Origin of the sequence: Chamaesiphon sp. VAR_48_metabat_135_sub (assembly GCF_031418915.1) — a bacterium.
In the GTDB taxonomy this organism is placed as follows: Bacteria; Cyanobacteriota; Cyanobacteriia; order Cyanobacteriales; family Chamaesiphonaceae; genus Chamaesiphon.
In genome coordinates, this window is sequence record NZ_JANOJV010000069.1 from 1 (window position 1) to 21,343 (window position 21,343).

Sequence of the window (21,343 nt, forward strand, 5' to 3'; positions counted from 1 at the left end):
ACTTGTAAAAAGTGGGCTGAAGTATTTGGCTCATTCTGTGCTGGGAGAGTCGCGACAAAAGTTTCAGCAGCTTGGCTATCGCCAGTTAATTCGCGAATTTGCTTGAGCCGTTCGCGGAGTTCTGAACGTTCCGACTTAATCCGCTGCGCCTCAGCTTTGAGTATTTCTGACTGTAAATCCTCCAAACAGAGCTTCTGGGCGAGAGTTCGCATTTCGAGTGAGTTGCCATCATCGAGGATATATATCCGCAATTTGGTAGGAGGATAATCGATGGCTAGAGCCGCCCTAGCCGTCTCTTCGACCATTTCGGGCGGTTCGTTGTAGCAGGTGATAAATACGTCTACTGTCGGCCATTCTGCCATCGGTAGCGGTGGATTTAGATAGGGTAATGACTTGGTTTTGCGTTCTAGGGGTCGCCACAGTCCGATCGTAAACATGGCTCCACCGATGTAACTATAAATTTCCGCACACAATAGCGGAATCGCCAGCCAGAGAGCTTCTAAGTCAAGGGAGTGAAAGATCCGCCAGTAGAGGTACCATGCCCCGAAAATTAGATTGATTTCGGCAAGGTAGCGAAACCATAATGTGCGTTTGCTGAGGCGAGATTGAGAGTTACCTGGGAAATTTTGGGTTCGATCGATCGTAGATGCAGTCATAATTTGTCGTTCTTTTAATTAATTTTGAATAATTATTTAGGGGGTAAAGTTTTCGCCTTATCTCGTTTAGCTTCGGCGGAGATCTTTACCCCCCAACCCCCCCTTATAAAGGGGGGCTTTTCCGGCTCCCTCACCTTTATAAGGGGAGGGCTGGGGTGGGGTAAAGATCTCCGCCGAAGTCAAATAACTTACAAAACGATCGGTACATTACCCCTGGCTCGATACAGCAATCCTTCTAAAATGGCAGCATTAGTATTGAGATCGACAGCTTTATTCTTGCCTAATTTCGGATTTTCATATAGTCCTGAAAAGTAACCACGGTTGGAGTCGTTAAGAGTTTGGAAGGTCGATCGCAACTTTCGAGCATAAGCATCCTCTGGCATGAGGAAACTCCACCCAAAAGCAGCTTTTGTACTAGCAAACTTCAAGTTGGGATAAGAGCGATTGCCATCGGCTAGAGCTTCCCAATTTTTGCCATTAGCATAAACGCTGTAGTAAAGAAAATAGGGCGGTTTGACGATCGAGTCTTCATTCACCGCAGTGATAATTCCGGTGCGTTGGAAGCGTTGGGCTTGAACTTTGAGTAAGTTCTGAACTTGCGCTTTTACGGCATCTGTCCAGCCGAGTTCTAGTCCCCATAATAGATAAGGGTCGTTAGTAAGATAATTACTCGCTCCCGAATTCTTGAGGTTTCGTCGATCGATTTGGAGAGAAACTCCATCAACTTTAACTGTTTCGATAGGTGGTCGATCCAATGCCTCCGCAGCTTGTAAATTCCATAACTGTAAACTTCTAGCTGCGTACTGCTCGTAACCCAATCGTCCCTCCTGAAAGTAATTAATATATCCCTTTTGGGCGGGAATACCGCCATAAATCTGACCGTTTTTAACGAGTTTCTGGAGATCCCAACGAGCGACTAATTTATTGACTCGATCGGTATATTCTGGATACTTAGTTCTCAATACATGCAATCCCAGCAAAAATCGACTGACATCCAATCCCGACCAACCGCTGCGCCCTTGAGGGTCGGGCGTATCATTGAGCTTTCGCATCTGAGCGGTGGTGGTGCTGTAGGCTTTATTGGGTAATTTGGTGCTGGGTAGTGGCATCGTTTCTAAAGTAGAGAGGAAAGTTTTTGCCCACTGGTGAAAACGGTCTGAGGGTATTAAACCCATTTGTCTAGCAGCGTGGATGCCTAGAATGGCACTGCCTTGATCCCACCAAGTCGTCCAGTTATACTGGTCGGTGGAATTGACCAGACCCGTTTGCTTTACCAGGTTGCGATCGAAATATTTCCAAGCAGTTTTAGCCGCAACTCCATCTAAGTCTTTAAAGGATTGGTTTTTTTCGGGTATCTTTGGTTTTGTGTCTGGTGGTTTTCGATCTACTCGTCGTGGGACTTTCACCGCTTTAGGTGCTTTAGATCCAGGTTGCTTTGGGACAGTCGCAGCTTTAGGAGATTTTGGAAGGGCGGGCTGTGGTGTGGGTGCGGGGGTTTCTGCTAGAGGTTCTTGATATCCCGGTGGTAAGGGCTGCTCCTCGCTTAGTGGTGGTGGTACACCAGGGGGTAGAGGATCGCCTGGTTGTGGGAGTGGTGGCGGTGGTGGTGGAGGTGGAATTAAGGACACCTCTACCGCAGTAGCAACTGAAGGGGTAGATGATTTCCAATAGCTACCACCGAGTTCGTCTATAAATTCGGCTGTTTGAACGGCTTTTTGTGGTAAACCTTGTCCCGTACCAGTAGTTACCGCTTGCCACCAGGGGGAATTGAGATTGGAATTGGGACGGATCAGCGATTTTCGATCGACTGCTTTGAACAGTAGAGCTTCGAGAATCGTGCTGTTGGTGCTGCTGGTATAGGTGGTGACTGTTTTCCCCGTTTTGTCATAAAAACCCTCGTAGTAGCCGTTATAAGGGTCGTATAAGTCCAGGGTGGCGCGCCAGAGTTCGAGGGCATAAGGGTCTTCAGGAAAAAGCGCGTAGGTGGCAATTGCGGCAGCGGTACTGACTAATCGCTCATCGGGGCGAGATCGACCGTCATCGCCGAGCGTTTCCCACGATCGACCTTTGCCGATCGCGGTACTATGCAGGATGTAAGGTTTGGATTCGATCGCATTAGTAGTAGAAGTAGTTAAAACATTCGTGCGCCGATAGCGTTCGGCTTGCGCTTTGAGCATCGGGATAATCAAAGCCCGCATCTGCGGATCTAGTCCATACTCTAAGCCATAGAGGAAGAAAGGATTTGTGACAGTTTTGGTGTTTTCTAGGGAATTTTCCTTAGATTTAACCCGTTGGACTGGTACCTGAAATCCTTCTAGAGATCCCGTCTGATACTGTCCGCCGACAGCGGATTTATTCACGTCGAATCCCCATAGCTGGAATCCACGGGCGGCGTATTCTTCATAGCCCAGACGAGTTTCAGGTTCGACACGCGTGAGCATCCGCCCATTTTTATCTCTAGACACGATCGAACTATACAGCGCACCATCGCGGACAACTCGTAAGTACGACCAATCGAGAACGATTTGCTCGATCGCATTGGTATATTGGGGATAGCAAGTTTTCAAGCCATAGAGAGCCGTTAGCAACCTTCCTACATCTAGCGATGACCAGCCCGTACCATCGGGGGTGGGATTATTGCCATAATCCACCAGTTGCATCGATTGGCTATTGTAGCTACGATTGGGTAATTCGCCCGTAAAGAGGGCAATTTTGGGCAGCATCCCCAACACCTTGCGGATGCGAGTATCAAATTGATCGTCGGTTAAAACATCCAGTAGCCGTGCCGACTGGACTGCTGCCAGATAATCACCCAAACCCCACAATGTCGAGCCTTTCATAAAATTGCGATCGTTCGGTAGCCCAGTGGCTTCCATATTGACCTCAAAGTATCGCCAAGCAGCTTGAGCGTAACGTTTTTCGGGCACACTCAGCGGCTTAGTAGGGCGGGGACAAGTAGTTGCACGGAGATTGCCTACAGATGGGATGAGAGTGGCAGGTGCAGCAGTTTTTACTGGAGCCGTTGACAGTGTTGAGATTGGTGTCGTTGTGGCTGGAGTGGGTGGTGATGCCGCGATTGATGCTGTAGAGGGACTGCCACCACTAATCAAGGGACGGTTGCCTCTAGCTTTGTAATAAAGGATTTCTAAAATCAGTCCATTGGTATTACCAGTCAAAGATGTATTGGGTTGCTTGGTCGCTTCATAGAGTCCAGCATAAAAGCCATTATTTTTCGGATCTTTGAGGTCTTTGACAGCATCAAATATCTGTTTGGCATACTCACTATTTGGATATAAATACCGCCAGCCAAAAGCAGCTTTGGTACTGATGCTACGGAATTCAGGGATAGGTTTGTTTTCGTCTGTAATTGCCGCCCAATTTACCCCATTTGAGTAGACCGTATTATAAATAAAGTAAGGTGGTTTATTGATGTTATCTTCAGATACTGCCGTGAGTTGCTTGGTATCTTGAAAGCGGCGTTTTTGAACTTCTAAAACTCTCGCTGCATAGTCGCCGATTTCTCCCTGCAAGCCAAATTCCAGCCCGTCGAGAATATAGGACTCACTGACGACATAATTATTCGCATTGGTGGTTTGATAGTCGCGGACATCTACAGGTATTTTGATCCCATAAATATCGACAAACTTAAATGGTTGAAATGATAAAGCTTTAGGTGCTTTAAAGCCCCATAATTCATATCCTCTGACCGCATATTCTTCATAGCCGAGTCGTCCTTCTTGGACTAATAGGGTGGTGCCATCTGGTTTCACCATTGCCCCGTAAAGTTGATCGTCTTTGACCGATTTTGCCACCTGCCACTTCGCGACAGTTCCCTTCAGCCATTCATTATATTGAGGATGGCAAGTGCGAATAACGTGAAATGCTGCCAACATTCGCCCGATATCTAGTGCCGACCAACCAATCCCACGCGGGGTAGGTTTATTCCCATAGTCCACCATCTGGGCGGTTTTAGCGTTGTAAACTTTGTTTGGTAAAGCTCCATCAAATAATTGCAATTTCCCAATATTTTCCAAAAATTTATTCATTTTTTGGTCAAATTCTGATTGGGGAATAATATTCAGCCAGCGCGCTGAATTAAGTGCCATCAAGTAATTACCCAAATCCCACAGCGTACCAGATGGATATCCCCCAGTGGAGTTTGCAAATCCCGTTTCCGGTCGATAATTGGTTTTAAAATACTGCCAAGCCGTCCGTGCGTAACCCTCTTCTTCGGGACTGAGTGGATCGATAATTGCACTGCACATGCTGGGTTTAGCAGCTTGGTTTTGTGCCATGACTGGTTCGGGCGGAAAAAATTGCAACACAAATTGCAAGCTAATTCCGACGAGAAATAGTGCTGTCCATTTTACCCATTTGGGTTGGTGAGAGTGAAAGTTATCGATCCACATTTAGTTTGAAATAGGATTAAATGACATCTCTGATGGTTGCGGAGATCTACCCACCCCACCCTACGGGCACCCCTCTCTTGAAAAGTTACTCCACTTGGGCTTCACCTTTGGACGGGTTCCCCACTGGACGAGTCTCCCGCCTAGTTGTCAAAAAGGGGGATTTAGGGAGATTTTTCGGGTTTAACAGTAGTAAATTTTTTCGGTAGTGTAACTCCTGCCCAGAGAATTAATGGTTTGCCGACTTTCTTGTAAAGTAAGCTCTGTAAAACCACACCGTTGTTGTTAGCTGTCTGGGCTTTATTAGGTTCTTTTAAAGTCTCGTAATAGCCGTTGTACCAACCACCTTCAGCCTTGAGTTTGGTTTCGACAAAGCTAAATAATTTCTGGGTATAATCGCTGTTATACAATACGTGCCAACCGATCGCCGCCTTCGTACTGAGGAATCTTAATTCGGGATGATTTTGGCGTTTGTCGGTGATATTTGCCCAGGGTTTGCCATTGACAAAGATCGAATTGTAGACAAAATAAGGGGCACGATCGAGATTATCTTCGGTCGCGGCGGTTAATTGGTCGGTGGCTAGATATCTGGCTTCCTGAGCTGCTAAGACGCGATCGGCATAAGCTTTTGGTAAAGATTGAAATCCGGTTTCGATCCCATCGAGAATGTACGGTTCGCTAAGGACGTAGTTGTTCGCACCCGAATTGTCAAAATCTCGCTTATCATGAGGTACACCTTGACCGTAGATGCCGATAAAGGCGGTATTCGTCTTGGTATCTAGTGCTTTATTAACATTCAAACCCCACAGTTTTAGGCCGTAAGCGGCATAACTTTCATAGCCCAGGCGACCTTCTTGGTTATACTGTTCTTTACCATCGGTGACGGCAGTTCCATACATTTGACCATTTTTGACTAGTCGTTGGACTTGCCAATGCTTCCAGACTGCTTCAGTTTGGGGCTTTAATTGGGGATATTTAGAGCCGACAATTTTGAGCCAGATTGCCATCCGCCCCAGATCGATCGCCGACCAACCAATTTCTTCCCGTTTGGTAATTTGACCGTAATTGACGGGGATTAATGTTTTGGAATTATAAACTTTGTTTGGTAGTTGCTGTTTGTATAATGGCAGCTTCGCCAAGGTTTTGAGCGTTTGGCTCATTTTAGATTGAAATTCTGTCGCCGAAACTAGATTGAGTTCTTTGGCACTAACGAGCGCGGCGATAGCTGCGGCTTGATCCCACATCGTCACCGACTCAAAACCGCTGACGCTATTAACTAAACCAGTTTTCTGTTGCCAATTTTTCTGAAAATACGTCCAAGCTTGACGCGCCATGAGCATCTCGGCTGGGGACAAAGTGCTGGCACTGATATTTGTGGGGGCGAGTCTGGCGGACATTTCGGCTGGTGGGATCGGTACGCCAGGATTGGAGATCGATCGAGTATCGAGGTTCACTAAGAGTTTTTCGTCTGGTTTCATCCCGTCATTGTGGGATGTAGCAATTTTTGATTTAGTAGCCAATGAAGCATCAGTTTGATGGAGATATCTGGAGAAGTTTTCCAATCCAAAAATCGCCGCAACTACCGTGACAACTCCACCCACCGCAGAGAGGATCGACCACCCTAATGGTGGTGGCTTAAAATCAGAACTCATGGCTTGTTTTTTGGTAGTTTTCTACTTTATTATGCCCATTAGTTTCAAAGAAATTTACAAATAGTAAATTGTCAAGAGAATGTAATTTTCGATAAATATCCCCGACTTTTTCAAGAAGTCGGGGATATTTATCGTCAGGTCTCTTCTTCACACTCCAAAACTGTAGACTGCTACTAAACGTAGCTAAAGCAGGTATTTGTGAGGCTGATAGTATCGGCCGTTTGGACAATGCCAATTAATTCGTCTGTAGTTGTGCCATGTCGGTAAATTCCCACACCACTAATACCAGAAACTGAGGCACCTAAGATGTATTCAGTGGCTGTACCACTGAGTTGGATAATATCCTCAACACTACTGAAATCAGTAATTAAGCCGTAATCATTCAACCCCGCAGTAGCAGTACTTGCGTCATCGTAGTAGACTGTGCCAACTGCACCAAGCATAAAGAGATCGCCACTACCACCACCAGTGAGTATATCGATGTTGCCACGACCTAGATCTGTAGCGGTACTAACGCCAACTAAGATGTCATTACCAGTACCACCCAGGAGGACATCATTTCCGGTACCGCCCTGAAGATAATCATGCCCATCACCGCCACTGAGGACATCATCGCCAATGCCACCATCGATCGTATCATTACCATCGTTACCAGCCAGCCAACCGTCGTTACCGGAACCACCATCGAGCGTGTCATTACCGCTACCACCTTCGAGGATATCTCGATCTTTGCCTCCGTGGAGGTAGTCATTGCCCTCACCACCGTTGAGGTAGTCATCACCTGCATCGCCGCTGATGTTGTCATCATCAGCATTTCCAAACACAGTATCATTCCCTTCTTCTCCATAGATCGTATCGTTACCAAATCCACCAGCAACCACATCATTCCCGACACCACCAGAGACAGTATCATCCCCAGCACCACCATCGAGCCAAAGATCGTCACCGTCACCACCGCTGAGATTATCTTTACCCGCGCCACCCATCAGGACATCGTTACCGTCGCCACCATTGAGAAAATCGTTACCATCTTCGCTAACTAAAACATCATCACCATTCCCACCAGCTAGCAGATCGTCACCTGAGCCACCTAGCAACGTGTCATTACCGTCTCCACCGTCGAGAGAGTCATTACCCTCACCACCATTAAGAAAATCGTTGCCAGCAAAACCCATCAGGGTGTCTGCACCATTATCACCATAGATTGAATCTTTATCTTGTCCGCCGATTAGAATGTCGTTACCATCATCACCATAGAGAACGTTATTGCCACTACCACCTTGAACCAGATCGTCGCCACTACTGCCATGCAGGAGATCGTCACCACTACCACCATCTATGATGTCATTACCCTCATCCCCATCTAAGATATCGTTACCATCCCCGCCATATAAGGTGTCGTTGCCAGTCATCCCCCGCAGCATATCATCGCCAGCATCCCCATAGAGGGTGTCATCCCCTTCGGCACCGCGCATTTTATCATTACCATTACCGCCATAAATAGTGTCATTACCTTCGCCACCATACAAGCAGCCATCATCGCCGTCACCACCATAGATGGTGTCATTGCCAGCACCGCCGTCAACCCAATCATGTCCGGCACCGCCATCGATAATATCATCCCCATCGCCGCCACTAAGATCGTCCTGGCCATCACCACCAGCAAGGACATCATGACCAGTCCCACCAATTAGAATATCGTTGCCGTCACCACTAGCGAGATAGTCATTACCATCGCCACCCATGAGCGTATCATTGCCAGTTCCGCCATCGAGGATATCATTACCAGTCCCACCATCAAGCACATCATTACCATCGCCACCAATTAGAATATCGTCCCCATCGCCACTAGCGAGATAGTCATCGCCAGCACCACCATCGAGGAGATCGTTTCCAGTCCCACCAATTAGAATATCGTTTCCAGCGAAACCTTGAATGGTATGATTACCATCCTGGGCATAAATAATGTCATTATCATCGGTACCAATAATAAATGTGTGATCGGATAAGTTAGCCATAGTTCGATCGGGGTGATGTGTGGATAGTGCAATCAATAAATCTGTGCCGAGCAGATTGAGCTTCACATAAGACTTTTATATCTTTATTTCATCCCGAGATGACATGCTGAAATTACCAATCTTTTTCTAGGTGCAAATACTCGTAACAAACCTCAGTAAGCTCTATAAGCGAGCGATACAGCCAAATTTTTCTACGTGAGATCGGGATCGCACAAAAAGCGGATGTAGATCGCCTTCATTGAGGATGTTGCTGAATGTGGGGATCGAATGCCCACCAAAATTCAGGGTAGGGGCAATTCATGAATTGCCCCTACCCTGAATTTCAGGGATTGATTTTATTTAATTTCCGCTACCATTGAGCAACTTAAATTGATTGAGAAAGCTCACGTTATCTGGTGTCAAAAACTTGTGGAGACCTTCTACTTCGTTGAGCATCTTAATTTCTTGTTGACATTCAGCCCGCAAAATTTCTAAATGCCGATCGCGTGTGGCTCCAGATGGTAGACTTTGAATTGTAGCTAAAGCCAAACTAATTTTAGTCACTGTTTGACGTAATTCGGCTGTAAAATTTTCAAATATTCTGTCTTTAGTTTGATTGAAAATTTGTAAATCTTGAATTTTCTTATTAAAAGTCTGATATTCCTGGTTTCTATTAAAATAGTGCTGCATCATTACCCTACTGCGTTCTAATTGAGTACGCACAGCATTTAATAACTCATCACCGGTAAAAGGTTTGGTCAAATAATCATTCGCACCTAGTTCCATTCCTTGGCGGCAGTCCTGGCGAACGGATTGAGCCGTCAAAAAGATAAATGGGGTAATCGCTGTTTGTGAGTGGTTTCGCAGGGCAGCAAAGACTTGATAGCCATCCATTTCTGGCATCGAAATATCAGAAATAATTAGATCGGGGCATTCTTTTATTGCTAAATCTACCCCCATCAGACCATTTTTAGCTACGACCGTTTTGAAATCTTCTAGTTCTAAAATCTCTTGAATATTTTCTCTAGCATCAACATTATCTTCAATAATTAAAATCTTGTTCATAACCGGTTAATTTGTCTTTTTTAAGCAGGCTATTTGAGATTTAATAATGTTTCGATCGTCGCCACTAGTTGACTGAGTTTGACAGGTTTCGCGACATAGCGATCGGCTCCAGCATCCAAGCATTTTTGGCAATCGGCGGGCATGGCTAGAGCTGTCAAGGCAATGATGGGAATAGCAGCACACTCAGGGAGCTGACGAATGCGCTTAGTTGCCTCGAAGCCGTCCATTTCTGGCATCTGAATATCCATCAAAATAATATCAGGATGATGGGTCTGAACTGAATCGCTGGCGCAGCCTTCCAGAATGGAAATCGCTTGTCGGCCATTTTCGGCGACAACTATTTGATAGCCACGACTGTGCAGATAAGTAGTCATAGTTTCGATATTGCCTTCATTGTCTTCCACCAACAAGATCGAGGTTTGGGGCTTAACCCGTCGATCTTCAGCAGGTGTAGGATCTGCGACGATCGGATATACAAGTGGAGCTGATGGGATTAGCGCAATCGCTGTAGTCGGCTCCAATGGCAGACAGATGGTAAAACAACTGCCCCGATTGACTTGACTCTGGACTGAGACGGTACCACCGTGCATTTCGACAATTCGCTTGACCAATGCTAGTCCTAGCCCCGTGCCTGCATACTGACGACTGAGACTACTATCAATTTGAACAAAGGATTGGAACAGTTTATCCATATTTTCGGGGGCAATCCCGATCCCCGTATCGACAATCGAGAAGGCGATCTGTCGTAGCTGTGATGCTGAAGATTGTCGATCGATCGAGGTCTGATTTGCTGTTGTAGCCCCCATTCCTCCCATCCCCACTCGCACATCCAAGGTAATACTCCCTCCTTCAGGGGTAAATTTAACTGCATTACTGAGCAAATTGATCAGGACTTGACGAAAGCGGAGATCGTCTACACAAATATTGAGATATTTGAGCGATTCGGGCAGTTGAGTCTGTAATCGAATTTGCCGCTTGTGGGCGAGTTCTTTGATAAATAACACGCTATTCTGACATAGAGATTGAATCGATACATCAGTCAATTCCAGCGTGAATTTATTAGCTTCGATCTTGGAAAGATCGAGAATATCATTGATTAAAGCCAGTAAGTGTTTGCCGCTTTTCTCGATCGTGACAATTGACTTTTTTTGTCGCTCGTTGATGGCACCGAAGACCTCATCTTGCAAGCTTTCAGACAGCCCTAAAATGGCATTGAGTGGAGTCCGCAGTTCGTGACTCATACTTGCCAAAAACTCATCCTTGAGCCGAGTGGCGCGGGCAAGTTCTTGGTTGGAGACGGCAAGTTGTTGATTACTTTCTCGCAATCGTGTTTCTGCTTGCTGTCGTTCGGTCAATTCTTCCTGTAACTTCTCAAACAAACTTGCTTGATGAATTGCGAGCGCAAGCTGATCGGCAATTTGTTGGACTAATTTAACTTCGGCAGCCTGCCAACGACGATGAGTACGACAAGAATGGACGCTTAACAATCCCCACAGATGAGGCTCATCCCAGGTTTCGATCTCACGATCGGCTGCAGTATTGCCAAATAGCAGTAAAATCGGCACGACAATTTTGGACTTAGCACCGATGTGGTCTACGTACTCTTGCAAAGATGCCGATCGAGGATCTTGCTTGAGATCGAACACAACATTAGGGTTACCATCTAAATAAAATTGAAATTCTTCATCGCTTAAATATTCATTGTCCCAATTTCGCTCGCTCGCTCTTGGATATCCTGGCGAGACAACTTCCTCGACTGCTTGCAGATGACCCTTTGGAGATACTTGAAAAATACTCGCCCGATCGACCATCATCAACTCTTTAACTTGCTCGGTTGCTGTGGCAAGGATTTCTGCTACGTTGAGAGAATTACGGATTTGTTGGGCGAGTGCGCCTAGTGTCTGCTGCTGTCTGAGTTGGAGTGCCATCGCTTCTTCTGCCCGCCAGCGGATTTCTAACTCTAACTGGACTTTTTCATAGAGGGTCGCTTGTTGGATGCCAATCCCGATCTGTTCGGCAATTTGGATGACAAAATTAATTTCACTCTGTTGCCAAGATCGATCTGCGGAGCAATGATGGATACAGAGCAAACCCCACAAGATCGGACCATTTAGCAATGGTACGACTAAATTTGCTTGCACCTGAAATTTTGCTAAAACCTCGATCTCAAAATCCCGCAGTCCAGCCGCATGAATATCTTCTAGTACATTAATCCGACCTTTTTGATAGAAATGTGCTAACCTTTCACCAAAACCAGGATCGTTAATCTGGAATCCCAAAATCGGTTGAAATTTAAGATCTACAGATTCAGCAACAAATTCACCTTCGTCAAAGTTGAGATCGGGGTTGAATTTAAAGATCGCCACTCGATCGGTTTCCATAAAATATCGAATCTCTCGTGCCGCCGTTTCAAAAATAGTCTTGAGATCCAGCGATTTCCGAATTCGTTGGGTGATTTCTCGTAGTACCGATTCCCGTTCGGCTTGTTGAAGAACCGTTTGTTCGCTCTGCTGACGCATCACTTCGTCGTGTTTGGCGGCAGTGATATCAAAGTTAATTCCAGTCATGCTGCATGGACGGTCTCGCTCATCTCGTTGTACCAAACCGTAAGCTTTGATAAAGTGAATACTCCGATCGGGATGAATAACTCGAAATTCCGTATCGAATTCCGCCTGTCCCAAGAGAGCTTGCGCCAAAAGATCTTCGGTCGCAGATCGATCGTCGGGATGGATAGTTTCGATCCAGATAGCATAAGCTTTAGTAATTTCGGGGTCTGCTGGGGATCGTTTGCCGCCATATAGTTCGTACATCCGATCGTCCCAAATCAGCAGATCTTGGATAATATCCCACTCCCAACAACCCACCGATCCAGATTTGAGTGATAGTAACAACCGTTTCGATAGTTTGGATAGTTGTGTTTCTGCTTGTTTGCGATCGGTAATGTCTTGATAGGTGCCCAAGACCCCGATTGTCTCCCCATGAAAATTACGCAATGGGATTTTGTTAGTTTCGATCCAGCGCGAGCTGCCATCGATTGATGTCTGTGTCTCGATAATTCCTAATTTTGCGGTGCCTGAGGTAATTGTCTGAAGATCGTCGGCGCGGTAAGCATCACCTTCAATCGCCCCCCAAGAGAGATCGTAGTCAGTTTTGCCAACAATTTCTGAAGGTGAGTTTAAATTGGCATCTTGAGCGAAGTTGTAGTTACAGCCTAAATAACGAGATGCTCGATCCTTCCAAAATACGGAAAGTGGAAAAGTCTCAATGACTGTTTGCAAAAATTGTTGCGATTCTTGGAGTTGAGCTTCCCGCTCTTGCAACTGGGCCGTCTGCTCTTCGACTCGCTCTGCTCGATCTATAATGCCATGTTCCAGTAGTTGGAATTTTTCTACTTCTAACTGTGCTACCTTTGCATTCAAAGCTTCAGTCAAATGATATTGAAGACTTTCGCTAGTGACTATTCCTAGCAAACAATTGAGATCGTCTACAACTGATAAATGACGAAGCTGGTGTCGATCGAGTAGATCGATCGCGACAGATATATCTGTAAAATCTGCGGTATTGAGGGTGACGATATTTGTGCTCATCACATCACGGATCGCCAGATGATCTAAATCTAAATCCTGCCGCTCGGTACAGAGCCTGAATAAATCTCGTTCCGTCAGGATGCCGATCTGTTGTCCATTCTCGACGATCGAGACACAACTCGATCGCACTTGAAGATCTAATTTTGCCAGTTGACTGGTAGCTTTTCTGGCATCACACACGATCCGAATCCCCTTCATCAGAGAAATCGCCTCTCTCACGTTCCGATCGGGGGAGATCGTGAGGGGTGGATAGACGAGTCTCTGCCACAGATGCTGTGCCGAAGTGGATTTCGGCTCGGATTGAGTGAGGAGTAAAAAAGGGTTTACCATTTGTCGGTACAAAGTATGCTCTTGAGTTAGAGTGCCCTGACTTCAACTCAAAATGACCAAAATTTAGCTGATTCTCCACAAGAAAGGCTACGCCAACGTGTTACATCGATCGATCGAGATCTGAAAACTGTCCGCGATTCCCGATCGGGCCGCGATCCCGATCGTCCCCAAGCAGAATTGGGAATTGCTGCAAGTAAAAAAGTTAATTTAGATATCGATCTGGGCATCCTATAAAGATATACAAGCAAGTAATTTCCGATGAATACCTATTCCATCCTAATTGTTGATGATGAACCCGATAACTTTGACGTGATTCAATCACTGCTGTCTGGGGAAAGTTATCAGTTACATTATGCTATTAGCGGCGAACATGCGATCGCTTCGCTGGATAAATTCGACCCTGATGTCATCTTGCTGGATGTAATGATGCCTGGTATCAATGGAATTGAAGTATGTAAGCAGATCAAGGCGATGTCTAAATGGCAATCGGTACCGATCGTCATGGTGACAGCTTTATCTGGCAAAGAAAACCTGGCACGGTGTTTAGCCGCAGGTGCCGATGATTTTGTCAATAAGCCAGTTAATGGGATCGAATTGCGAGCGAGAGTCAGCTCGATGCTGCGAATCAAAAAACAACACGATCGGATTCAATCCTTCTCTAAACTTCAGCGGCATAATATTCATTCATTAACAAATAATTTGAATGAGATCCGCTTAGATTTAGCTGCCGAGTTTTCCCGTGAATTTGATTACCCGCTAGATATTATCTTGGAGACTACCGAGCACCTGATCGATAATATCGATCGGCTAAGTACGGCAGCTATTATCCATATTTTGGGACAAAACAATCGCTCCACAGTACAATTGCAGAAGTTAATGGAGAAATTTTGGTTTTATTTACAACTCGTAGTTGAAAAACCAGAATCGAATTATGGCGATGCTTCTATTCCCAAATCGATCGTCGAGCAAAGTTTGCAAAATCGCTTTAAAGATGCGGCAATACCTAGTAATATAATTTATGAAATTGAAGATGCGCGATTAGCTGTAGCTGCAGACCATTTTCAGTGGGTGTGTAATGAATTAATCGAATATATAATAATTGGCAAAATCGAGCCGCACACTCGTATGCGGATTTTTGGTGAAATCATTGATGATATGTTCCATTTGTCGTTAACAAACTATCAGCAAGATAGAGATAATCCCTCGATCGTAGAAATGACAAAATCGATTCAATTAAATTCATCTACCTATGAAGAACGCGAATTAAAAATAGGTTTGAAAATTGTCAAAAAGCTTGTCAATAATTATGATGGGGTATTTTTATTGTCTAGTCCTAACGAAGCTGAAACCACAGTTTATCTGACTTTACCATTGGTACCAGAGCGGTTACCAATGACAGGATCGCTGCTGAAAACACCCACAGTATTTGTCCAAAACTGAGTTGGATGGGTGGGTGGATGGACGCTTGCATCCACCCATCCACCCTCTAGGGGATGGTATGGATTGCTAGAGCTTGGGGGGCCAAGTGGCCGCGATTTGCGGGAATGTCTCGGATGATATTACCTTGAGAGATTGCTAGATGCCCGCTAAGATTGGGTGGGAGTTCGTAACTACCCAAACAGTTGCCTTCAGTCCAGACAGCTAATCGATCGTCATTCAGCACCCACCAGTTGGGCACCTCAATTCGGGAAACCCCAGGGGCAACATTCAAGATCGAAGTTCGATAGATGGCTTCGTAGCCGCCTCGCCCATCGGGACGGACGATCACAATTCTCGCACGTCCTGGAGCGACCCATTTGGTTTCGATCGATCGTACTCGGCCGAAAGTTAAGGGATGGTGGAGATCGATGTAGAAAAAACCACCAGGTAATGGTTGTGTTTCTTTTTGGATTAAATTACCACCTTGACCTTGTGGGGGTGCAGGTTCTAGTCCTAGATCGACCATCTTGTTTGCCATGTAAGCCGCAAATATAGCATGACCGAAATTATTTAGATGTAGGCCATCAGCCGAATAATCAGCTAGATCCGAGAGTGGGAAGGCTTCCTTCCCAGCATCGATAAAATAACCACCAATCTGCTTAGTGGTTGCTTGCAGTACGCGATCGTAGTCTTGACGGCGATCGAGTGTCGCTTGATTGGGTTGAGATGTGCTAATAATTAGTTGGTGCGGTTTAAATTCCTGTGCCATACCAGTCAGCATCTTAGTCAAATCCCCGCTATAGGTACCGCGCTGATTTGGAGTTCCAATCGTAATTCGCCGAAAAGCATCATTAACACCATAAAGGATCGCAACTCGATCGGGCTTACGTGATAATACATTTTCTCGCCAGCGTTCTAGTCCCGATGGTACCGAGGCGAGTTCCTTACCGCGCAGCGCAGTGGAAACTGTAGATCCGGACAATCCTTCATTAATCTCTTCCCAACCCAGATACCGCGACAGTAGCGTCGTCCATCGCCTGTCGCCTCTAGTCGTGCCAAATCCCACCGTACTACTAGAGCCAAAAAAGACAACTTTGGGTAACTTTCTGGGTTGAGGTTGAGGATCTTTGGCTGTCATCGACGCAGTTGGGGGTGGTGATGGCTGAGCGATTAGTGGCTGTGTAACCAAAACACCACAATTAATACTGACAAATCCCAGTAGCTGCCCAGCAATACTGTTAGCGAGTTTTACCATTTGCCCAATCTTCTAAAGGAATCGAACCAATATGACTATAGAGGATTGCTTCTAAGATTTGACCGTTAGTATTGAGTGTGAGCGATCGATTGATTTCTTGAGTACCTTCATATACCCCACCAAATACACCACGAGCGGGGTCTGCCAGCCACCGTAAGCCATTATAATTGCGTTCGGTGTAGCGATTGCGAAATAACATCTGCCAAGACACCGCCGTCTTGGTGCTGCTGGTGCTAAATTTGTCGCTGTCTTTGCCTGATGGAGTCAAACTTTTCCAATTTTGACCATCGACATGGACATTGTTATAGACAAACCAAGGTTCGCGATCGAGATTGTCCTCAGACCAAGCGGTAAAATGTCCGGTAGCCTGAGCGCGGCGGGTTTGGGCTTGTAAAACTCGCCCCGCATATTCGGCTGGTAATGCCTTGAATCCAGTCTCTAGCCCATCTAAAACATAAGGTTCGCTGGTGACATAGTTATGATAGGTAGTGCGGGTATCAGCGGGAATCTGTACCCCCATCACATCGACATTTTTCTCATTTGCTTTGGGATTAAGGGCATTTTTTGCCACCACTCCCAATTTTTTCATGCCATAAGCGGCATTCTGTTCGTAACCCAGTCGCCCTTCTTGATTCCACTCTTCTTTACCCTTATTGATATGCACGCCCATTAAATTTCCACCACTTTCGAGTCGGGTGAGTTTCCATCTGGCTGTGACTGCGTTACAGGCGGCTTTGTGCTGAGGATAACGATGGGCGATAATATCGAGCCACAGTGCCAATCGCCCTAGATCGATCGCTGAGAAGCCAATTTCTTCGGATTTATCCAATTTGCCATAGCTGACTGGTTGGAGCGTTGCCGCATTGTAGGCTTTATTCGGTAACTCACCTTTATATAGCGGCATTTTAGCCAGAGAAACCAGCACTTGAGCCATCCATCGATCAAATTCAGTCGTCGAGATGAACTCTAATTCCCGCGCTGCCGTCATCCCTGCAAACTGACTGGCAACATCCCACATGGTAGTAGCTGGAAATTTCGCAGCAGATGAGATGAGTCCCGTTGGCAGCCGATTAGTTTCAAAATATTTCCAAGCATTCCGCGCCAGTTGAAGATCTTCTCCTGTGAGCGGTACACTGCGGGGTATTGGGACTGGTAATACGTTAGTTTCTTGCCAAGTCAGTAATTGGTTTATGCCCAAACCAGTCAAACCGATCGCAACACAGATAGCAGTTTGCCAGCGAATATTAAATGAGCGAGGTACAGTTAGCATGATATCGATCGGTAGTGAATATTTTAAATATTTGAGAGTAATTAAATTACACCTGAATCATAAATTTTAATTAGATCGTGCTCGTCATCAATTGTAATATTTAGTTGCTTGCCGCCACTTTGGGCGCAGCAAACAATATCATTATTACCATCGAGTCCAGCAGACAAAATTAAGTCAATACAATCATTACAAGCTTCATTAATGATGTCGATTAATTGAGGATACATTTCGGGTGAGATTGATTGCATTTGTAATCGTCCTATAATGTTTTGATGATCTGAGCTAATCAAAGATTTAAACTATTAATATTTGGGGTCTAAATCTCAGGCAGTCGCAAGTTTAGAGGTAATTGTCAAAATAAATCGACTGCCTTGGTGGCGAGCTTCGCGTTCGGATAAATTGACATAAGTAGAGAGTAGTAGATCGGGATCGATGATATCTAAATCGTGACCGACAATATATTTGTTTTTACTCACCATGCCTATACACTGTCGCTGAAACACAATCGAGGGCGGATATAAACAGCGGTAGTTATAAGGACTACATCGACCATATTGACCTCCATAGATACCATGTTTATAGTGAATACTGTTGATGTTTTGGGAATTACCATACGTCTTCAGATTTATAATCGAGTTAGCATCGTTTCGATCGCTAGATAGTAAACCCAGAAATTGACCATCACATGCATACAACTCTAGTTTTCCGTCAAGTGTGATTAGATCTTGCAGAATCATATATTTTGATGTTTATGCTAGATTTATCTTTCTTCACTTCATTTATGCTGAATCTACGATCGAATTAGTGTGATTTGTATTTTAGTTAAGAGTGATTCGTAGTTTAACTGGATTAGTCTCCAGGCTGGCAGCAAGTCTTATCATCTATTTTTCGATCCTTAAATAGATAAGTTATATTAAGTATCACCGAGGAATAATTTTAAATAAAACTTCTTTTTTGACCATCAACCAACATAAGCCGATCGCGATCGCTTGGGCGATACTTACCAGCCAAGTAGTTCCCTGAATCAAACCTGGAATCATAAACCAGATTAAAGTCAAAGGCACATGGATAATATAGACATATAGGGAGTTTTGACCGAGCGGAATCAGCAAATTACCCAGCGTTTTGGACAATGGTACCCAAAACCTGTCCACAGCCATAAACATCAGCGAAAATAGCCCCAGCAGCGTCACTAGGCGAATTGGGCCATTAATACTCCGATCGGTCAATCGTAACCATAACGCTCGATCTTGCACTCTTGTAGGCCACGTTCCCAGTTGGAGATCTAAGTGTGCTGTAACTAGAGCTGCAATGACAATCGCCATCATCCCCAGGGCTAGCGGCACTTTGGGCAACCGTTTCCATATTTTGGCTAACTTATCCTTGTGATAACCAGCGGCGACACCATGCACGTAGAGGATTTGCCACGTACTAAAGACAAAATACGGATGAGCGCGATCGAGCGGTTGAAAACTAAACGAATAGGGATGCACCTGTTGAATCCACCACAATGTCCAAGAAGCTGTTAATAGTGGTAATAAAAGTCCCCGCCGCAGCAACCAAAATATCCCTGGAGAAGCCAATAAACACAACACATATAGTTGCAGAATATCCACGATCGGCGGCGCGAGATGGAGTGTGGCAGCCGCTAGCAAAATTTGCCACCATTCCCCAGGAGATCGATCGAAACTCGGTCTAGTCATCCCTGGTGCCACAATACTCAATAATCCTAAACCTGCAATGAGGATAAAGCTAGTGAAATATAACACCTTCGCTCGTTCGAGCAACTTCTGCATCGCGGAAGTCAAGCCAATTTTATTAATTCGTTGTAAAGTCACAAATCCTAAGACAAAGCCCGATAAAAACACAAATCCTTCCGCCGAACTCGCATAGATATGTCCTTGGGTAATATTATTAAAATACGATCGACATTCCAAATGATTGACGACCATCGAGACGATCGCTACACCGCGCAGAAAATCAATGCGGAGATCGCGTTTGCCATAAAATTCAGGATCGTATTGCCACAACTTTCGACTTTTAGTGGGGACTGAAGTGAGATCTGGAGATGTAACAGGGGGGGCAATAATTGACATAATATCTACAACTTAATTTAACTAAAACTTCACCCGAATTTGACCGAGAATAGATTGGCTATTTGCATTGCTAATCACGGGCACGGTACTTTTGACGTTACTAAAGCTATATCCGAGATCTGCTTCAAAATTGGGCGAGAGCTTTACCGTACACTTGCTTTGATAGCCACCAGCATCAGAACTTGTGGCATTGACATTCTGACCGCCTAAACTAGCAGAAATCCGACAATTTAGCACATCTCGAATCACACTACCTTCCCAAGCGACCTCTCCCGTGTAAACCACAAAATCTGGAGGTGCAAAGTAACCTTTATCAGTAGGATTTTTATAATTCCAAGTAAATAAATTACCCGCCACAGAAAACTCACCGAACTTGCGCTCGATTCGGCTGAATAACTGCTGTTCCTGGTTGTTATCGCTATAGCTTCCCAAGTGTAGGGATGAAAATAATGATGTATCTTTATCTACTTGCCAGAAAATAGATGGACCGTAGCGCAAAGCGGAGATTTGATTTTCGATAGTTTTGGCGTTAAATTTATAAGCTCCCTCTTGCAGATCGGCAGATACAGTTAAACCAGTTGTTAGGGGATAATCTACTTTGAGATTGAAATTGGGAGTAATAGCTCCATTCAATATATCGATTCCAACTCCAGGCCTAATCTTGAGCGAGTTAATTTTGCTTTCCCAGTTAATCCCCAGCGGAATATTATTGACTGTTTTAGTTCCTATCTGTTCGTAGGTATTATAACCAGTTGTGAATAAGAGACGATCGCCATTATTGAGCCGCAATATTGCTGTTGATTCGAGTGTCTGATTGACTTGCCCAGAGTTATTGCGATTGTTCTGAATATTAGATTGCAGTCCCTCTAAGATAGCGAAAGGTGCTCCAACAGTAGCAGGTTTTACATTTACACCTTCTACTAAGCCGGAATTAGCCCCAGGGGAAGGTGCTACTCGATCTGGCGGTGATGGTAACGGGATATATTCTCTTTGTGGTAGTACTTTCAAATCGGGATTAAAGTTATCCGCACCAGCCATCAGTTGTGGTGCCCACCTCTTTAGTTGTGGGGACGATCTCCGAGCTAACGAAATGTTGCCATTACCAACGCTCTGAGATCCTGTTGTTGCTGATGATGTAGTAGGTTGGAGAAGATATGCAAAAATACTCCCCGCAGCTAATATTTGTTGCCAAGGTGAAAATCGGCGGAGAACTGTTGGAAATTTCATCTTTTGCATCTGAATTATAGATTCAATCCCAACTGACTGAAATTTAAACTTCAGTTGGAAGTTGCACTGACTATATCTAAGATGCCCTCAAAATTTACTCTAATTGGCATGATTGGCATCAAAATATCAGAGTTGAACTAATCAGCGATTCCTGTCAGTACATTGCTTATCATTTGTGAATGAGACGGAAGCTTGCCTTTGACCCGAAACCCAGTCTCATCGAATCGAAAGTGAGCCGTATTCACACAACCACACTGGGGGACAAGTTTGTACTTAGGTTTGATATTCGATGAACTGGACTCGGATTGGTGGCATTTTATGCTACTTTTCTGAAGTATGTATGTGAAATATATAGTCGAAATAGCCCCCGCCAGTGACGGCGA

The 21,343-nt window shown here is 45.0% G+C and carries 12 protein-coding genes and 1 pseudogene; 1 reads left to right on the plus strand and 12 read right to left on the minus strand.

The window, feature by feature from the left end:
- The 6 genes and pseudogenes from RMO55_RS05595 to RMO55_RS05620 form a co-directional block, all read right to left on the minus strand.
- Window positions 1-656: pseudogene (locus RMO55_RS05595) on the minus strand (glycosyltransferase); the annotation flags it as partial.
- A 188-nt stretch (window positions 657-844) separates the two neighbouring features.
- Window positions 845-5,065, minus strand: a complete 4,221-nt coding sequence (locus RMO55_RS05600) for a DUF3131 domain-containing protein (RefSeq protein WP_310424679.1) — start codon at window positions 5,063-5,065, stop codon at window positions 845-847.
- Window positions 5,066-5,226: 161 nt separating this feature from the next.
- On the minus strand, window positions 5,227-6,714 hold the full coding sequence (locus RMO55_RS05605) for a DUF3131 domain-containing protein (RefSeq protein ID WP_310424681.1): 1,488 nt from the start codon (window positions 6,712-6,714) through the stop codon (window positions 5,227-5,229).
- 173 nt (window positions 6,715-6,887) lie between these two features.
- The gene (locus tag RMO55_RS05610; RefSeq protein WP_310424683.1) at window positions 6,888-8,732 is read right to left on the minus strand and encodes a calcium-binding protein; all 1,845 of its coding nucleotides are present in this window, start codon (window positions 8,730-8,732) and stop codon (window positions 6,888-6,890) included.
- A 339-nt stretch (window positions 8,733-9,071) separates the two neighbouring features.
- Window positions 9,072-9,776, minus strand: coding sequence for a response regulator (locus RMO55_RS05615; RefSeq protein WP_310424685.1), 705 nt, complete (start codon window positions 9,774-9,776; stop codon window positions 9,072-9,074).
- Between the two features lie 29 nt (window positions 9,777-9,805).
- Window positions 9,806-13,693 (minus strand): GAF domain-containing protein, encoded by a 3,888-nt coding sequence (locus RMO55_RS05620; RefSeq protein ID WP_310424687.1) that lies wholly within the window; start codon window positions 13,691-13,693, stop codon window positions 9,806-9,808.
- Between the two features lie 258 nt (window positions 13,694-13,951).
- On the opposite strand from RMO55_RS05620, the gene RMO55_RS05625 reads away from it, so the two are divergent.
- The gene (locus RMO55_RS05625) at window positions 13,952-15,133 is read left to right on the plus strand and encodes a response regulator (RefSeq protein ID WP_310424689.1); all 1,182 of its coding nucleotides are present in this window, start codon (window positions 13,952-13,954) and stop codon (window positions 15,131-15,133) included.
- 46 nt (window positions 15,134-15,179) lie between these two features.
- Here RMO55_RS05625 and RMO55_RS05630 read toward each other — a convergent pair whose 3' ends face one another.
- From RMO55_RS05630 to RMO55_RS05655, 6 genes are all read right to left on the minus strand, one after another.
- On the minus strand, window positions 15,180-16,367 hold the full coding sequence (locus RMO55_RS05630) for an SGNH/GDSL hydrolase family protein (protein ID WP_310424691.1): 1,188 nt from the start codon (window positions 16,365-16,367) through the stop codon (window positions 15,180-15,182).
- Complete coding sequence (locus RMO55_RS05635) at window positions 16,351-17,637, minus strand: DUF3131 domain-containing protein (protein ID WP_310424693.1); 1,287 nt, start codon at window positions 17,635-17,637, stop codon at window positions 16,351-16,353. Before RMO55_RS05635 ends, RMO55_RS05630 begins: the two co-directional genes overlap by 17 nt.
- 41 nt (window positions 17,638-17,678) lie before the next feature.
- Window positions 17,679-17,885: a hypothetical protein gene (locus RMO55_RS05640; protein ID WP_310424695.1), complete on the minus strand. Its 207-nt coding sequence runs from the start codon at window positions 17,883-17,885 to the stop codon at window positions 17,679-17,681.
- 75 nt (window positions 17,886-17,960) lie between these two features.
- Entirely contained in the window at window positions 17,961-18,374 is a 414-nt protein-coding gene (locus tag RMO55_RS05645; protein ID WP_310424697.1) for a hypothetical protein, read from the minus strand.
- A 183-nt stretch (window positions 18,375-18,557) separates the two neighbouring features.
- Window positions 18,558-19,733, minus strand: a complete 1,176-nt coding sequence (gene opgC / locus RMO55_RS05650) for an OpgC domain-containing protein (protein ID WP_310424699.1) — start codon at window positions 19,731-19,733, stop codon at window positions 18,558-18,560.
- Window positions 19,734-19,754: 21 nt separating this feature from the next.
- The gene (locus RMO55_RS05655) at window positions 19,755-20,960 is read right to left on the minus strand and encodes a hypothetical protein (protein ID WP_310424701.1); all 1,206 of its coding nucleotides are present in this window, start codon (window positions 20,958-20,960) and stop codon (window positions 19,755-19,757) included.
- Window positions 20,961-21,343: the final 383 nt, after the last annotated feature.

Excerpts from the sequence above, each read along its gene's own strand:
- RMO55_RS05600 (WP_310424679.1), bottom strand. The coding sequence starts at position 5,065 with ATGTGGATCGATAACTTTCACTCTCACCAACCCAAATGGGTAAAATGG.
- RMO55_RS05605 (WP_310424681.1), bottom strand. The coding sequence starts at position 6,714 with ATGAGTTCTGATTTTAAGCCACCACCATTAGGGTGGTCGATCCTCTCT.
- RMO55_RS05610 (WP_310424683.1), bottom strand. The coding sequence starts at position 8,732 with ATGGCTAACTTATCCGATCACACATTTATTATTGGTACCGATGATAAT.
- RMO55_RS05615 (WP_310424685.1), bottom strand. The coding sequence starts at position 9,776 with ATGAACAAGATTTTAATTATTGAAGATAATGTTGATGCTAGAGAAAAT.
- RMO55_RS05620 (WP_310424687.1), bottom strand. The coding sequence starts at position 13,693 with ATGGTAAACCCTTTTTTACTCCTCACTCAATCCGAGCCGAAATCCACT.
- RMO55_RS05625 (WP_310424689.1), top strand. The coding sequence starts at position 13,952 with ATGAATACCTATTCCATCCTAATTGTTGATGATGAACCCGATAACTTT.
- RMO55_RS05630 (WP_310424691.1), bottom strand. The coding sequence starts at position 16,367 with ATGGTAAAACTCGCTAACAGTATTGCTGGGCAGCTACTGGGATTTGTC.
- RMO55_RS05635 (WP_310424693.1), bottom strand. The coding sequence starts at position 17,637 with ATGCTAACTGTACCTCGCTCATTTAATATTCGCTGGCAAACTGCTATC.
- RMO55_RS05640 (WP_310424695.1), bottom strand. The coding sequence starts at position 17,885 with ATGCAATCAATCTCACCCGAAATGTATCCTCAATTAATCGACATCATT.
- RMO55_RS05645 (WP_310424697.1), bottom strand. The coding sequence starts at position 18,374 with ATGATTCTGCAAGATCTAATCACACTTGACGGAAAACTAGAGTTGTAT.
- opgC (WP_310424699.1), bottom strand. The coding sequence starts at position 19,733 with ATGTCAATTATTGCCCCCCCTGTTACATCTCCAGATCTCACTTCAGTC.
- RMO55_RS05655 (WP_310424701.1), bottom strand. The coding sequence starts at position 20,960 with ATGAAATTTCCAACAGTTCTCCGCCGATTTTCACCTTGGCAACAAATA.